This is a genomic window from Nocardia mikamii NBRC 108933 (genome assembly GCF_001613505.1).
Taxonomy (GTDB): domain Bacteria; phylum Actinomycetota; class Actinomycetes; order Mycobacteriales; family Mycobacteriaceae; genus Nocardia; species Nocardia mikamii.
In genome coordinates, this window is the sequence record NZ_BDCM01000017.1 from 192,699 (window position 1) to 207,386 (window position 14,688).

Annotated in this window: 13 protein-coding genes; 5 read left to right on the forward strand and 8 right to left on the reverse strand. The window is 68.8% G+C overall.

Annotated elements, in window-relative coordinates; all coding sequences use genetic code 11:
• Positions 1–75 precede the first annotated feature (75 nt).
• Positions 76–291, forward strand: a complete 216-nt coding sequence (locus NMI01S_RS27825; protein ID WP_063001729.1) for a hypothetical protein — start codon at positions 76–78, stop codon at positions 289–291.
• Between the two features lie 65 nt (positions 292–356).
• Here NMI01S_RS27825 and NMI01S_RS27830 read toward each other — a convergent pair whose 3' ends face one another.
• The 3 genes from NMI01S_RS27830 to NMI01S_RS27840 form a co-directional block, all read right to left on the reverse strand.
• On the reverse strand, positions 357–1,388 hold the full coding sequence (locus tag NMI01S_RS27830; protein ID WP_063001730.1) for an alpha/beta fold hydrolase: 1,032 nt from the start codon (positions 1,386–1,388) through the stop codon (positions 357–359).
• Positions 1,389–1,516: 128 nt separating this feature from the next.
• The gene (locus tag NMI01S_RS27835; RefSeq protein ID WP_063001672.1) at positions 1,517–4,228 is read right to left on the reverse strand and encodes an AAA family ATPase; all 2,712 of its coding nucleotides are present in this window, start codon (positions 4,226–4,228) and stop codon (positions 1,517–1,519) included.
• A gap of 152 nt (positions 4,229–4,380) precedes the next feature.
• Positions 4,381–4,815, reverse strand: coding sequence for a DoxX family protein (locus NMI01S_RS27840; protein WP_063001673.1), 435 nt, complete (start codon positions 4,813–4,815; stop codon positions 4,381–4,383).
• 307 nt (positions 4,816–5,122) lie between these two features.
• Between NMI01S_RS27840 and abc-f the strand changes: the two genes are divergently transcribed.
• Positions 5,123–6,781: a ribosomal protection-like ABC-F family protein gene (gene abc-f / locus NMI01S_RS27845; RefSeq protein ID WP_063001674.1), complete on the forward strand. Its 1,659-nt coding sequence runs from the start codon at positions 5,123–5,125 to the stop codon at positions 6,779–6,781.
• A 91-nt stretch (positions 6,782–6,872) separates the two neighbouring features.
• Here abc-f and NMI01S_RS27850 read toward each other — a convergent pair whose 3' ends face one another.
• Complete coding sequence (locus NMI01S_RS27850) at positions 6,873–7,307, reverse strand: protease inhibitor I42 family protein (protein WP_157126404.1); 435 nt, start codon at positions 7,305–7,307, stop codon at positions 6,873–6,875.
• A gap of 47 nt (positions 7,308–7,354) precedes the next feature.
• Positions 7,355–8,161, reverse strand: a complete 807-nt coding sequence (locus NMI01S_RS27855) for an SAM-dependent methyltransferase (RefSeq protein WP_063001676.1) — start codon at positions 8,159–8,161, stop codon at positions 7,355–7,357.
• A 116-nt stretch (positions 8,162–8,277) separates the two neighbouring features.
• On the opposite strand from NMI01S_RS27855, the gene NMI01S_RS27860 reads away from it, so the two are divergent.
• Positions 8,278–10,446 carry a putative bifunctional diguanylate cyclase/phosphodiesterase gene (locus NMI01S_RS27860; protein WP_063920876.1) on the forward strand — a complete coding sequence of 723 codons (2,169 nt, stop codon included), beginning with the start codon at positions 8,278–8,280 and terminating at the stop codon, positions 10,444–10,446.
• Positions 10,447–10,512: 66 nt separating this feature from the next.
• Here the strand turns inward: NMI01S_RS27860 and NMI01S_RS27865 are convergent, their stop codons facing one another.
• A complete protein-coding gene (locus NMI01S_RS27865) occupies positions 10,513–12,126 on the reverse strand; it encodes an MFS transporter (protein WP_063001677.1) in 1,614 nt (537 codons plus the stop codon).
• Between the two features lie 82 nt (positions 12,127–12,208).
• Here NMI01S_RS27865 and NMI01S_RS36300 point away from each other — a divergent pair, with 82 nt between their 5' ends.
• Together NMI01S_RS36300 and NMI01S_RS27870 are read left to right on the forward strand one after the other, a co-directional pair.
• Positions 12,209–12,343 carry a hypothetical protein gene (locus tag NMI01S_RS36300; RefSeq protein ID WP_281186781.1) on the forward strand — a complete coding sequence of 45 codons (135 nt, stop codon included), beginning with the start codon at positions 12,209–12,211 and terminating at the stop codon, positions 12,341–12,343.
• 462 nt (positions 12,344–12,805) lie between these two features.
• Positions 12,806–13,660 (forward strand): oxygenase MpaB family protein, encoded by an 855-nt coding sequence (locus NMI01S_RS27870; RefSeq protein ID WP_063001678.1) that lies wholly within the window; start codon positions 12,806–12,808, stop codon positions 13,658–13,660.
• Here NMI01S_RS27870 and NMI01S_RS34415 read toward each other — a convergent pair.
• Together NMI01S_RS34415 and NMI01S_RS34420 are read right to left on the reverse strand one after the other, a co-directional pair.
• On the reverse strand, positions 13,608–14,129 hold the full coding sequence (locus tag NMI01S_RS34415) for a helix-turn-helix transcriptional regulator (protein ID WP_063001679.1): 522 nt from the start codon (positions 14,127–14,129) through the stop codon (positions 13,608–13,610). The two genes, NMI01S_RS27870 and NMI01S_RS34415, sit on opposite strands and share 53 nt — an antisense overlap.
• Positions 14,120–14,635: an AraC family transcriptional regulator ligand-binding domain-containing protein gene (locus NMI01S_RS34420; protein WP_063001680.1), complete on the reverse strand. Its 516-nt coding sequence runs from the start codon at positions 14,633–14,635 to the stop codon at positions 14,120–14,122. The genes NMI01S_RS34415 and NMI01S_RS34420 overlap by 10 nt, the downstream gene beginning before the upstream one ends.
• Positions 14,636–14,688 lie beyond the last annotated feature (53 nt).

The following is a 14,688-nucleotide window of genomic DNA, read 5'->3' on the forward strand; positions in this document are numbered from 1 at the left end:
GGGCGCACACATCCACGCCGCACAGGATCGGTGCGTACCCGAACCGAATGTGCCGAAGGAGAATTCACGGTGAAGATGAAGTCGAAGCTCGCGAAGGCGACGGTGGCCGGGGGCGTGGCGCTCGCGACGGTCGGAATCGGTGCCGGTGTCGCCAGCGCCGACCCCGGCCACCAGCAGCAACCGGCTCCCGAACAGCATCAGCCGACGCAGCAGCATCAGAATCAGCAGCCGAACCCGCAGCCGGCCCAGCACGGCTTCTGGCTGTTCGGCCAGTGGATCCCGCTGCCCTGACCCGACGCTCGAACACCCGCGCCGCATCATCGCGGCGCGGGTGTTCTGCTGTCTGCGAGCGAGTTTCAGAGATGATCGGCGTCGATCACGGCCTGCGCGAAGGCCGCGGGCGCTTCCTGCGGGACGTCGTGGCCGACCCCGGGCAGCGTGCGGTGCTCGTACTTGCCGGTGAACTTCGCGCGGTAGCTCTTGCCGTCGGCATTGGCGCCGTCGAAATCGCTGCCGATGGTGACGGTCGGGACGGTGATCGCCGGCCCCTGGGCCAGCGCGGTCTCTTCCGCGGCGTACTGCGGTTCGCCGGGGACCAGACCCAGGCGCCAGCGGTAGTTGGAGATCACGACGTCGACATGGTCGGGATTGTCGAACGAGGCGGCGCTGCGGTCGTAGGTGGCGTCGTCGAAGTTCCACTTCGGCGAGGCGGTCTTCCAGATGTACTTGTCGAAGTCGTGGACGTTGCGGCGGTAGCCGAGCACGCCGCGGTCGGTGGCGAAGTAGTACTGGTACCACCAGCCGGCCTCCGCGGCCGGCGCGAGCGGCTGTTGATTTGCCGCGACATCGGTGATCAGATATCCACTCACGGCCACCAGCGCCTTCACCCGCTGCGGCCACAGCGCCGCGATCACGTCGGCAGTCCTTGCCCCCCAGTCGTATCCACCGAACACCGCCTTGTCGATGTGCAGGGCGTCCATGAGCGCGACGATGTCGTGCGCGACCGCCGCCTGCTCGCCGTTGCGCACGGTGGCCGGAGACAGGAATCGCGTCGGACCGTAGCCGCGCAGATACGGCACGATCACCCGGTAGCCCTGAGCGGCCAGCCGCGGGCCGACGTCGATGTAGCTCGCCGGGTCGTAGGGCCAGCCGTGGATCAGCACGACCGCCGGGCCGTTTTCCGGACCGTATTCGACGTAGGCGGTGTCGAGGACACCGGCGGTGATGTGCTTGATGGGACCGAGCGTGGTGTGTTCACCGGCGCCGACGCCCGCTGCGCTCGCCGGAGCGGCGGGAGCCTGCGCATCCGTTCCCGACGAGCACGCCGCCAGTGACGCGACTACCGCCGCCGCAGCGATGATCTGCGCGAATCGCTTCTTGGTGAACATCTGCTCATCTCCCGTGTCCTCGTCCGCCGCGCCCACTGCCACGGCTTCGATAGGACAAACGGTAGGTGGCACCGGTGTGCGGTCGCGCCCGTCGGATGACGGTATGTGCGTACGTCATCGCGCCCGGACTACGTCACCGGATCCGCCGCCGTGCGCAGCGCGTCGGCCAGTTCGGCGCGGGAGGTGACGCCGAGTTTCGGGAAGATGCGGTGCAGGTGCGTGCTGACGGTGCGATGCGACAGATACAGTCGCTGCCCGATCTCCCGATTGGTGAGCCCTTCGGCGGCCAGCTGCGCGATACCCAGTTCGTGCGGGGTCAGGCTGTCGCGCGCGTCGGGGTCACGGCGCGGGCTGCTCTCCCCCGCACCCCGCAGTTCGCGGCGCGCCCGCTCACCCCACGGCCGCGCGCCCAGCGCGTCGAAGGTGTCGCGGGCCGCGCGCAGATGGGCACGCGACTCGACGATGCGCCGCTGCCGGCGCAGCCACTCCCCGAAGGCGAGCTGGACGCGGGCGCGTTCGAGCGGCCACCCGTCCGGATCGCCGTCGAGTGCGGCGGTGAACAGTTCCTCCGCGGACTCGGCCGGGGCGAGCAGGGCACGGGCGTAGCGCAGGCCGACGTGCAGAGCCGGCGACGGAGTACGCGGCGCCTGCTGCTCGAATTCGCGCACGATCTCCTCCGCCTCCTCGACGCGTCCGGCGCGCACCGCCGCTTCGACCAGATCGCCGACGATGTAGGCGCGCAGGGCGAGCTGGTAGGCCGGGTCGGCGGGGTCGAGAATCCGGCGCAGGTCGGCGAGCGCGTCGTCGTAGCGGCCCTGTCCGAGCGCGACGAGAGCGCGGGCCCGTTGCACGGTCGCCAGCACCGGTCGCGCCCCGGCGGCCGCGCCGATCCGTTCGGCCTCCTCCGCCCGTTTCACGGCATCATCGAAATCGCCTCGCAGCGCGGCGATTTCGGCCGCGACGGCGACGGCGAGACCGTACATGAAGTGCTGTCCGGTTTCGGGTCCGAGGCGCCCGGCCTCGGCCGCGGCCGTCGCACCGCCCGCCAGATCGCCGGTGCGCGCACAACTCCAGGCCCGCACCGCCAGCGCCCTGGTCAGCAGGCCGAGCCTGCCCTGTTCCCGCAGGCCGGTGATAGCCGTCGCGGAGAAGCGGCCGGCCAGCGCGAAGTCGCCGATCTGCAGTGCCGCGCTGCCGAGGTAGCGGTCGACCTCCGGGTCGGCGCCGGTTCGCCCGGCCAGTGCGCGCAGTTCGCCGGAGACCGTCGCGCCGCGCTCGAAAGGGGCCACGTAGGCGGTGATCGCGACGAGCCGCGGATCGCCGGCGGGCAGGCCCATGCCGTCGGCGACCGCCAGCAGTGCGCGGCGCGCGTCGGGACCGGGCTCGGACCAGAAGCAGCGCATGGCGGTCCCCCACAGAATGCGCATCGACAAATCCCGATCACCTTCCGCCGCAACGGTTTCGGCCAGATTCGCGAGTTCGGTCGTGCGAGCCGGATCCTCGCCGACGCCGTCGTCGAATCCGCTCACCAGCCATGTCGCCAAGGCGCGCCGGCGTGAGTCGAGATCCTGGCGTCCGGCTTCCCGCAGCAGCCGATCGACGGTTTCGCGCGCACCGGATTCCACCGCCAGTTCGGCCGCGCGCAACAGTCGCCCCACCCGCACTGCCGGTGTTCCGGTCAGACGCGCGGCATGTTCCAGGGTCGTGATCGCCGCCGCGACCCCACCCCGGCGCAACGCCCGCTCGGCCGCGGCCTCGAGTTCCGCGGCGGCGGTGTCGTCCGGTCCGACGACGGCGGCCGCGTGATGGCGCGCGGCGCGATCCGGTTGATCGCGCAGGATCGAGGCCAGGGCACGGTGGGCGGCGCGGCGGGCGGCCGGTGGCGCCGCGGCGGGAATCGCGGAACGCATCAGCGGGTGACGGAATCGCACTGCGCCGGAATCGATCTCGATCAGCCCGGCCGCGACGGCGGGGATCAGCTCCGCATCCTCGACCGGACCGTCGGTCAGCAGTGCGGCGGCCCCCAGCGTCTGCGCCACCGAGAGTTCGTCGAGCGCGGCGAGCAGGAGGGCGGTGCGGGTCGTCTCGGGCAACTGATCGGCGCGCAGACCGAATGCGCGTTCCAGACGCTCGGTGAGCGGCAGCGGCACGTCCGGCCGGTCGGCGACCGACGGTAATTCTTTCAGCGCCAAGGGATTTCCGGCCGCGGCCGCCAGCACGCGTTCCCGTCGGCGATCGTCGAGGCCGGGGGCGGCGGTGTCGAGCAGCTGCCGCGCCTCCTCCTCGGCCAGCCGTGACAGCGCCAGGGTCGCATATCCGGCCGGCGTCAGCGCCGTATCCGCGTCCCGGGTGGAGGCGACCAGCAGAATCGGCTCGGATTCCAGGCGGCGCGCGAGGAAGGCGAGCACCCCCGCGGTGGCGGCATCGAGCCAGTGCAGGTCCTCCACCACCAGCAGCAGCGGTTGTTCAGCCGCCCGATCGCTCAGCAGGGTCAGCAGCGCCGAACCGATCAGATATTCGTTCGGTGCGGCCGCGTCCGTGAATCCGAGCGCGGCGTTCAGCGCCGCGGCGTGCGTGGGCGGCAGCGCATCGAGACCGGACCGCAGCGGGAAGACGATCTGGTGCAATCCCGCATACGGCAGCTGCTGTTCGGCCTCGGTCGCGGTCACGGCCACGGTCCGGACGCCGGCCAGTGTGGCCATCGCCGTAACCGCCTGCAGCAGTGCGGTTTTACCGATCCCCGCTTCGCCCGCGACGACGACGGCGCCGCCGCGCTCCTCGATGCCGGCGATCGCTTCGTCCAGATATTTGAGTTCCGATTCCCGGCCGACCAGCGACATCCGTGAACACTCCTGTCCGGTCCCGGCGCCCGGCGACGCCGGTCACCGCGGGGCGATAGCAACACGCCGAGCGACCTCGGCGCGCTGTCGACACTATCGGTTCTCCGGATGGCCGAGCGGACTCCAGTGCGCGATCACCGGCCGGGAACGGATCACAACGCCGCCACGACGGCAGCGGCGATGAACACCACCTGAACGGCCGTGCGCAACGGCAGCGGCATGGTCTTGATGCCCAGATCGGCCCGGGCGGCCCGCACATTCGCCGGGAACATCACGATCAGCAGTACGACCAGACCGGCGGCGGCGACGGGCGCGACCGGCGGTATCAGGAGTCCGACCGCGCCCGCCGCCTCGAGGACACCGGTCAGCGTCACCAATCCGGCAGCCGACGGCAGCCCGGGCGGGACCATCGCGATCAGCGCGTCGCGCCGCGGCTGCTGGAAGTGCGCCGACGCGGTCAGCAGGAACATCGCGGCCAGCCCGACGCGCAGGGCGTGCGGCCACGAATCGAGCCAGCCGGCGAGGTCGATCGCACCGGCGAGCCGGGCCAGTGCGGTGACGACGACGAGTACGACGAGCGGGGCCATGAGACACCCTTCGGATCGGTCCATCTTGACACTGTCAAGATTACGGTTGTCGCGGCGACCTGTCAACGCACGAGGACAATCCGACCTCGCCTTTTTCGCCGAGATCCGGTCCGGCTGTTATCGTCGGGCGGAGTCGGTAGATCAAGGAGACCAGACATGGTTGGTGAACTCGACATCTCCGGATAGACCCGGAAGTCACGGCCACCGGTAGGCGCATGCGGCGCCGCCGACGTGGCCATGTCGTCGTTCACCCGATCACCCTGTGGCGCGGTCGTCCCGTGCCACAACGACTTTCGAGGTCTCACTCATGTCCGATGCCTTCATCGTCTGTTCGAATCTGTCGTTCACCTGGCCCGACGACACCGCGGTGTTCCGGGAGCTGTCCTTCAGCGTGCCGGGCGGGCGGACCGGCCTGGTCGCTCCCAACGGCGCCGGAAAGACCACCCTGCTGCGGCTGATCGCCGGCGAGCTGACCCCGTCGGCGGGCAGCATCACCGTCGACGGCATTCTCGGATACCTGCCGCAGAATCTGCCCCTGACCGGAGAGCTGACCGTCGCCGAAGTCCTCGGCATCGCACCGGTGCTGGCCGCGCTGGCCGCCGTCGAATCCGGCGACACCGACGAGCGGCACTTCACCACCATCGGCACCGACTGGGACATCGAGGAACGCACCCGCGCACAACTCGACCGGCTCGGGCTGGGCGAGCTGCCGTTCGACCGGCGGCTGCACACCCTCAGCGGCGGCCAGATCGTCTCACTCGGACTGGCCGCTCAGCTGCTGCGGCGACCGGACGTACTGCTGCTCGACGAACCGACCAACAATCTCGACCTCGAGGCCCGTCACCAGCTCTACGACGTGCTCACCGACTGGAACGGCTGCCTGCTGCTGGTCAGTCACGACCGCGCCCTACTCGACCGCGCCGATCGCATCGCCGAACTCCACGACGGCGAAATCCGTTACTACGGGGGCAGTTTCACCGACTACGAGCAGGCGGTGCAGGCCGAACAGGCGGTCGCGGAGAAGAACATCCGCACCGCCGAACAGGAGGTCAAGCGCGAGAAACGGGAATTGCAGCAGGCCCGCGAACGCGCCGCGCGCCGGGCGAGCAACGCGCAACGCAATCTCGGCAACGCCGGACTGCCGAAGATCTTCGCCGGCACCATGAAACGCAATGCCCAGCAGTCGGCGGGACGCGCGAACGAAACTCACGGCGCCCGTCTCGACGCCGCGAAGAACCGCCTCGACGAAGCCGGGCGGGCGTTGCGCGAGGAACAACGCATCGTGCTGAACCTGCCCGAGACCGAGGTCCCCGCCGGGCGCACCCTGTTCGCCGCCGAGCACATCCGGTTCCGCTTCGGCGACCGCGAATTGTTCGCCGGCGAAGGCGCCGATCTCGCCATCCGCGGACCCGAGCGCATCGCCTTGACCGGTCCCAACGGCGCGGGCAAATCCACGCTGCTGCGCATCGTGCACGGCGACCTCACACCCGACAGCGGGACCGTCACCCGCGCCGACGGTCGCATCGCCTACCTGTCCCAGCGGCTGGACCTGCTCGACCCCGACCGGACCGTGGCCGAGAATCTGGCCGCCGCCGCCCCGCACCTGCCCGCCGCGCAGCGGATGAACCTGTTGGCGCGCTTCCTGTTCCGCGGCTCCCGCGCCCATCTGCCGGTCGGTGTCCTCTCCGGCGGGGAACGACTGCGAGCCACCCTGGCCTGCGTGCTGTTCGCCGAACCGGCGCCGCAGCTGTTGCTGCTCGACGAACCCACCAACAACCTCGATCTGGTGAGCGTCGGGCAGCTGGTCGGCGCCCTGGAGTCCTATCAGGGCGCGATCGTGGTCGTCAGTCACGACGAACGGTTCCTCGCCGAGGTGCGGGTGAGCCGGCGGTTGCGACTCGCGGACGGCCGCCTGCTCGACGACAACGCCACCGCGACACCAGGACACGAACCGCCACACCGGTGATACTCGTGCGGCGCGGCGGCCGGTACGGCGTCCCCGGACACACGAACGGCCCGTCCCTTCCGGTGACGGGCCGTATCGATACCGGGGGGTATTACCGTACGGTGACGGTCATCGAGAACCGCTGGCCCGGGTTGGCCTGATCCCACGGCCGCACCGACACCAGGCTCAGCCGGGTGCTGCCGGCGCGGGCAGCGGTGAAGGTCCACACGCTGGTACCGGGCGCACCCGGCATCGAGCTGCCCGGCCGGAACACCGGGTCACCCTCCTGGGCGAGCACCCCGCGGTCGACTTCACCGATCTGCCAGACGTAACCGGTCGTCGGGTTGTCGGGCAGGGCCACCGCCAGTTCCTGACCGACCTCGAGGGTCGTGGTCCCGCCGTCGCCGTCGGTACCGACGATGATCGGCTCCGATACCGCCTGCACGGCACCGGGCACCGCGGGAATCGGGTCGGCCCCGGCAACCGCATTCGCCCCACCGGCCGTCAGCGCCAGACCGAACACAACCATCAGCAAAGGTGTACGCACCGCATTCCTTCCATATTCAAACGGGCGTCCACACCCTACCGTCGTGCTCAACTCAGCAACGCCAAACCGCCATAGGCACCGGAGAATTCGGGATGCTCCCCCACGTCCGCCGGATTGTCCGGCCGCCACAACGGCAGATGCACCAGTCCTGGTTCCAGCAACGGCCAGTCGTGGAAGAATCCCGCGATATGGTTTCTGTCGCGCAGCACGATCTCGGTCGAGGTGCGCCCCGAGAGCTTCTGCGCCTCCAGCACTTCGACCGGCTGCCCGTCGGCGGTGGCATGGGTGATCGCCAGATAGCTGCCCGGGGCCACGGCCTGCTGCAGCCGTGCCACACATCCCGCCGGATCGGCCTCGTCCGGGACGAAATGCAATACTCCCAAGAGCAATACGGCGATCGGCCGGTCGAAGTCCAGCACCTCCCGCACCAGCGGATCGTTCAGAATCGTGTCCGGCTGGGCGACATCGGCCTGCACGACCGCCGCATGCGGGTTGCCATCCAGAATCGCCCGGCTGTGCGCCACCGCCACCGGATCGATATCGACGTAGACGACCCGCGCCCGCGGATTGCGCGCCTGCGCCACCTCGTGCACATTGCCGACGGTCGGAATGCCCGAGCCCAGATCCAGGAATTGCGTGACGCCGGCATCGACCAGATGACGCACGCAGCGACGCAACAGATCTCGATTGGCGCGCATGGTTTCGGCGACATTCGGAGTGAACGATTCGATCTGGCGGGCCAGTGTGCGATCGATCTCGAAATTGTGCATCCCGCCGACGAAATAGTCGTAGACCCGGGATGCGCTGGGCCGATCCAGGTCGATGCCTTCCGGCGCCCAACTAGGTCTGGTCATCGCAACCTCTCCGGAATTGAACCCCGCCGGAAGGCGAAGCCACGCAATCGTATTCGACACACGTGCGAAACTCCCGCGGTTCACACGAAGTCCACGCCCCGGCTACCATCGTCGACATGGCGTGGGATGGGTCCGAACACGACGGTCCGCACGCCGACCTGGCGCACCGATGGGCAGCGGCGCTCGGCGGCGGGGTCCGCGATCACGTCGTACCCATGAGCGTTTCCGAGGCCCACCAGTTGCTGCTCACCCTCGCCCGGGGGTTGATCGGCGCCGCCGACTCCGGCGGTACCGCGCGGGTCGCCGAACTGGGCGGCGATCTGGCCCGCGCTCATTTCGTCGGCGACGAGGTTCTCGGCCGCACCATGACGGTGCTGGCCACCTACTTCGCCGAACTCGACATCGCCTCCGGCCGGGCCGCGGAATTGATCGGCGCCTTCGCCGGTGGTTACGTGCGAGCGTTCCGGGCCTGGCTGCTCAGCGAACAGGAAAGTGTGCGCACCGCCGACATCGCGGCGCGCAGTGTGGTGGAGGAACAGTTGCGTGCCAGTGAGGCCCGATTGCGGGCCGTGTTCTCCCAGGCCGGGATCGGCACGGGGCTGTCGGATATGACCGGCCGGATCATCGAGGTCAACAACGCGTTCGCCGCCATGCTCGGCTACGAACCGGAACAGATGTACGAACTCGAGGTCACCGACCTCACCCATCCCGACGACCCGCCGGGCATGTGGGAGCTGTACGCGGGTGTGCTGCGCGGCGATCACGACCATGCGCAGATGGAGAAGGCCTATCGTCATCGCGACGGGCATACCGTGTGGACCAATATCAACGTCTCGCTGATCCGTGACGATCACGGCCGGCCGCAGTACACGCTGGTCCTGGTCGAGGACATCTCCGAACAGCGCGAGCTGCGCGAGCGGCTCAGCTACCGCGCCCATCACGATCCGCTCACCGGACTGGCCAACCGGTCCCGGTTCTTCGACGCCCTCACCGAGGCCTTCGCCGACCCGGACGCGCGCGTCGGCCTGTGCTACGTCGACCTCGACCATTTCAAGGCCGTCAACGACACCTTCGGCCATTCCATCGGCGACGAACTGCTCACCCGCGCGGCGGCCCGGCTGTGCGCGTGCGCGGTCGGCGAGAACAATCTGGTGGCCCGCATGGGCGGCGACGAATTCGTCATCCTGGTGCCCCGCACCCGACGCCGGCGCGAACTGATCGACCTCGCCCGCACGGTGCTCGACGCGTTCACCGTGCCGTTCGACATCGACGGGCACCGGTTGCGGATCGGGGTCAGCATCGGCGTCATCTCCGAACAGGCCGCCGAAACCACCACCGAAGAGCTGCTGCAGGCCGCCGATTCGACCATGTACTGGGCCAAGACCGACGGCCGCGGCCGCTACGCGGTCTTCGACCCCAGCCGGCGCCGCCGTGAGCACACCCGCGCCGAACTGCTCGCCGATCTCCCGGGCGCGCTCGCCCGCGGCGAATTCTTCCTCGACTACCAGCCGATCGTGGATCTCGGCGACCATCGGCCGGTCGCGGTGGAGGCGCTGGTGCGCTGGCACCACCCCCAGCTGGGAATTCTCAGTCCCGCACGGTTCATCGACCTGGCCGAGGGCGGCGGCCACATCATCGCGCTCGGCACGGTGGTGCTCGAGCAGGCGTGCCGGGAGGGGCGGCGCTGGTGCGACCGCTTCGGCGACAAGGCGCCGGTGGTCAGCGTGAACGTCTCGGCGGAGGAGGTCGCCGATCCGGCGTGGCTCGAACGGGTGCAGAAGATCGTGGCCGATACCGGAATCCCGCCGGACCGGCTGCAATTGGAACTCACCGAGCGCACCTTCATGCACGCGATCGGGCGGCCGCTACAGGCGCTGCACACCCTCGCCGAATCCGGAATCCGCATCGCCATCGACGATTTCGGCACCGGCTATTCCAATCTCGCCTATCTGGGCCAGCTTCCGCTGCACGTGGTGAAACTGGCCGGGCCGTTCATCCACCGCATCCGCAATGCCGGCACGGTCGGCCGCAGCGATCTGCTGATCCTGGAGACGATCATCGACCTCAGCCACGATCTGGGCCTGAGCGTGACCGCGGAATGTGTGGAAACCCGGCATCAAGCCGATCGGCTGCTCGGACTGCAGTGCGATACCGCCCAGGGCTGGTACTTCCACCATCCGGTGCACGCCGACGTGATCGCGGATCTGCTCGCCCGCGAACTCGTCGAGCCCGGGTCGCTGCCGCTCGAACTGCCGGGCTCGCTGCCGAATCCGCACGGCCGCTGACCTCGACGCATACGGGCGGTGCGGTGGCCGTCGCCGGTCACCGCACCGCCCGCGGTCAGCCCGGAATCAGTACGCCGTACCACCGGTGGCCGCGCTGCGACCGTGCTTCATGAACACGACACCCACGAGCGCGATCGCCGCGGACGCAGCCACGAAGTAGAAGCCCAGCTCGTATCCGCGGTCGGCGAACAACAGCGGAATATCCTTGGTGGCCACATGATTTCCCGCCACCGAGATATCGGCGCGCACCGGATTGGCGTTGAGGAAGGCGGTCGCCACCGCGATGCCGATCGCGGCGCCCATCGACTGCATCACCCCGAGCATGCCCGCGCTGATGCCCTGCTGTTCGGCCGGGACGCCCTCCACGATGAGGTTGGGCGTCGAGGCGTAGTACAGGCCGAAGGCGAGCCCGTACACGGCGCTGATCAGCGCGATCACACTCCAGCCGTGATCGAGGACCGCATAGGCCAGCCCGCTGAGCACCATCACCACCAGCGCCGACATCAGCGGCAGCCGGGCGCCGGAGCGGCGAATCCAGAAGCCGCCGATCAGCCCGGCGATCATGCCGATCACCGCCTGCGCCAAGGCCACGTGCACCGCATACCCGAGCAGCGTCAGACTGTCGCCGTAGGTGTAGCCCGGATTCAGGCTCACCTGCACGGCCTGCGCCGGCAACATCTGCCCGGTCTGGGCGTGGATCTCGGCGAGCGTGCCCTGCACGACACCGGCGGTGACGTCCGCCGCGGGCGGCGACTGGGTCATGTACCCCACCGCGTAACCCTGGTATCCGATCGTGAACGACGCCAGCAGCGCGACGAACAGCACCACACTCACCCGCGGGTGGAACAGCAGCTTCATATCCATGATCGGTTGCCGCACGCGCATTTCCACGATCGGGAAAGCGGCCAGCAGCACCAGCCCGCCGACCAGCCAGGCGAGCGTGGACGGCTTCGCCCACCCCCAATCCTGCCCCTTGTCCAGGTAGATCAGCGTCAGCACCGCACCCGCGGCCAGCAGCACCGCACCGATGAAGTCCAGCCGCTGCGGCGTGCGCAGCCGCGACTCCGGCACGATCAGCGCGACCAGCGGCAGCATGATCACGGTGAAGACGAACAGGAACCAGAAGATCGCCCGCCAGCTGTGATGATCGACGATGTAGCCGCCGATCAGCGGTCCGGCCACGGCCGAAACGCCCAGGCCGGTGGAGGCGACACCCAGCCCGATCGGCACATATTTGCGGGGCATGAGGTCGCGGATCAGGCCGTAGGAGATCACCGCGGTGGCGATCGCGGTGGCCTGCAGACCCCGGCCGAGCAGGAAGAGCATCCAGTTGCTGGTGATCGCGCACAGCGCGCAGCCGATCAGGAACAGCACCCCGCAGAGCATGAACATCCGCTTCTTGCCCCAGATGTCGCTCATCTTGCCGATGAGCGGTGAGGCCGCGGCGCCGATGACGCCGAAGATGATGATCGCCCAGTTGATGTTCGCGCCCTGGTCGGGGAAGGTCGGCGCGATCTGGCGCAGCGCCGCCGACACCATGACGAATTGCATGGGGGCGACCTCGGTGAACAGCACGATCACCGCGAGCACGGTGAAGATGCGCAGTGGGGACGCACCGTCGAGACGGCCGGTCGTATCGACCGGCTCCGACGGTGTCGTCGCTTCGAGGGAGGTGGACATATGCCCTCCGGAGTGACAGGTGAACAAGATGGCGTGAACCGTGTCACATTCCGAATGGTCCGAATATCACCGAACCCGCTCAGTGGGACCGAACTCGCGCATCTCGACGCCGTACGACACCGCGGCAGTGCACAATGCTCTGATGCTCGATGTGTACTACGGCTTGTTCCTGCTCTTGTTCGAAGGAGAGCGGCTGAGCCACATCTTCGGAGTGTGACGCGGCTTGGAAGGCCGTGCAGGTCACAGCGTTTCGTCCGTGACGTCGGACGCCGTCTGGCGAGCGCGGCCGAATCCACCGTGAGCGCAACGGCGTCCGGTGATGACGCGTCGAGCTTGCCGGCGAGGCGCAAGAAGGCCGAGCCGTGCACCAGCCCCCACACGGCGATCGCCGTGGCGTTCGGATCGGTCCGGGGAATACCTGCCGCACAGCGCTTTCGACGAAGTTCTTGCTCGCCTCGGCGGCGACCCGTTCCGCGTCGTTCGAGCCGCAAGCGCACGGCACGACCACCACGCTTCCCAGGGGCGGGCACACTCCGCTGTGGGTGGCACCGGAGGCCGTCGCGGACCTGATCACGCGGTCACCGAGAGCTGCGGAACGGTAGCGGTGTCGCGAAATGTCACGTAGTGGTCGTCTTCGAGCATTCCGCAGCACCGGCGGTCGTTCGTACCGTCGGTGCTCATGACAACCATCCGCGAGGACGTCGACGACCTCTCCCCGCACGACGACACCGCGCACATCGTCCGGTCGGTCCTCGATTCGCTGCTCCCGCCGGTGGGCGCCGAATTCGTGCTCGACCTGGTGTTCACCGTCTCGCTGATGCGGGTGATGGGACAGCTCGAGGGTGCGGCCGCCGTCGATCGCCGGGGGCGGGGGAAGGTCTATCGCAACGGCGATCGGCGGGCAGCCGACACCATCGGCTACCTCACCGGCTGGATGTACGACGGCGCGAGCAGTGCCGCCACCCGGACCTCGGCCGCCGAGATCAAACGGATCCACGACCGCATCGGTCAGCGCTATTCGATGTCGAACGAGACATTCGTTCACACCATCGCCTTTTTCACGGTGCAACTCGAATGTCTCACCGATATCGTCGGCGCACCCGGATTCTCCGAAGTCGAGCGCGAGGCCCAGGTCCGGCACTGGCGCACCGTCGGCACGTATCTGGGTGTGCGGGACATGCCCGGCTCCTGGCAGGGCATGCGGCAGGCGATGCGCGCGTACGAGGCCGCGCCGGAGTGGTTCGGCCCCTCGGTCGCGGGCCATCGGGTCGCGGAAACGCTGTTGCGCCAGTTCGCGCATCGCCGCTTTCCGCGCGGATTGCGTTGGCTGGCACGCCCGCTCGTACTGTCCCTGCACGATGATCATGTGCTGGCGGCCTTGCGGATGCGGAAGCCGGCGCCTGCGGCGGTCGCAACGACACGAGCGGCGGTCCGGGCTGCGATCTCGGTGATTCGCAAGCTCCCGCCGCCCCGCAATGCGGTCACCTGCGCCCGGAACGGAACCGCGACGGGGTCGTGCCGTGCCAGCGCGTGAAAGCGTGGATGAAGGTGGCACGCTCGGCATATCCCAATGCGGCGGCAACCTGATCGACCGTCCACTCGGTCGTGATGAGCAATTCCTCGGCGCGTGTCCGGCGCGCCTCGTCGAGCAGTGTACGAAACGAGGCGCCCTCGCGCGCCAGCCTGCGCTGCAGGGTCCGCTGGTCGATGTGCAGTTCGGCGGCGAGTTCGCTCAGCGATCGCACCGGGACGTCGCGGTCCGTCAGTCGCGACCACGCCAGCGATCGCATGCCCAGCTGCCTTGTCGCGAGCAGGTTTTCGCATTGCTCGATACAACTGCGGGCGGTGTCGGCATCCGCGTGCGGAAGGCGGCGATCGGCCCACGTTTCCGGAACGTTCAGAGCTGTGCGGGGCGCATCGCAGACGAAGCGCTCGGCCGGGAAGAACTCGGCGAGACAGGACGCCCGATCCGCACCCAGCTCGAGCTCGATGCTCAGCGGCACCGCGTCACCGCGTCACCGAGCACCATCGGCACCAGCCCGGCGACGACGGTCAGGTCGCGCTCGATGACGAAGGCGCGCACCTCGGTGTCGAGATCGTCGAATCCGCAGACCAGCCGCAACCGCGCATCGTCGTGCATCAGCGACAGATCGGCGTAGGTGTTGGTCAGATTCGCAAACCGCGTGGCCACCGACAGGGCGTCGGCCAGCGTGGGACTCGACAGCAGCGCGAAGACGAAGATGCCGAGATTGCCCAGATTCACCAGCCGGCCCGCCTCGACACCCAGCCCCGGCCGGTCGCCGAGCAGACGAACCAGGTTGCCGATCACCGTGAGTTCTTGTTCGGCCATCACGGGCGTCGCTTTCCGGCGCAGATCATCGAGGCGTAATCCGCTGCCCCGCAGACAATCCGAAGGCGGTAATCCATGGTTCGCGCCCAATTCGAGCAGGCTCGCGACACCGCCCGACGTACCGCGCCGAAGGTCCTTCCACACCGGCCGCCGCATCATCGGGCTCTACTCCGGCGCGGCTTCCGGTCGCGGCGTACCCCCGGCCGGCAGTC

Excerpts from the sequence above, each read along its gene's own strand:
- NMI01S_RS27825 (WP_063001729.1), top strand. The coding sequence starts at position 76 with ATGAAGTCGAAGCTCGCGAAGGCGACGGTGGCCGGGGGCGTGGCGCTC.
- NMI01S_RS27830 (WP_063001730.1), bottom strand. The coding sequence starts at position 1,388 with ATGTTCACCAAGAAGCGATTCGCGCAGATCATCGCTGCGGCGGCGGTA.
- NMI01S_RS27835 (WP_063001672.1), bottom strand. The coding sequence starts at position 4,228 with ATGTCGCTGGTCGGCCGGGAATCGGAACTCAAATATCTGGACGAAGCG.
- NMI01S_RS27840 (WP_063001673.1), bottom strand. The coding sequence starts at position 4,815 with ATGGCCCCGCTCGTCGTACTCGTCGTCGTCACCGCACTGGCCCGGCTC.
- abc-f (WP_063001674.1), top strand. The coding sequence starts at position 5,123 with ATGTCCGATGCCTTCATCGTCTGTTCGAATCTGTCGTTCACCTGGCCC.
- NMI01S_RS27855 (WP_063001676.1), bottom strand. The coding sequence starts at position 8,161 with ATGACCAGACCTAGTTGGGCGCCGGAAGGCATCGACCTGGATCGGCCC.
- NMI01S_RS27860 (WP_063920876.1), top strand. The coding sequence starts at position 8,278 with ATGGCGTGGGATGGGTCCGAACACGACGGTCCGCACGCCGACCTGGCG.
- NMI01S_RS27865 (WP_063001677.1), bottom strand. The coding sequence starts at position 12,126 with ATGTCCACCTCCCTCGAAGCGACGACACCGTCGGAGCCGGTCGATACG.
- NMI01S_RS27870 (WP_063001678.1), top strand. The coding sequence starts at position 12,806 with ATGACAACCATCCGCGAGGACGTCGACGACCTCTCCCCGCACGACGAC.
- NMI01S_RS34420 (WP_063001680.1), bottom strand. The coding sequence starts at position 14,635 with ATGATGCGGCGGCCGGTGTGGAAGGACCTTCGGCGCGGTACGTCGGGC.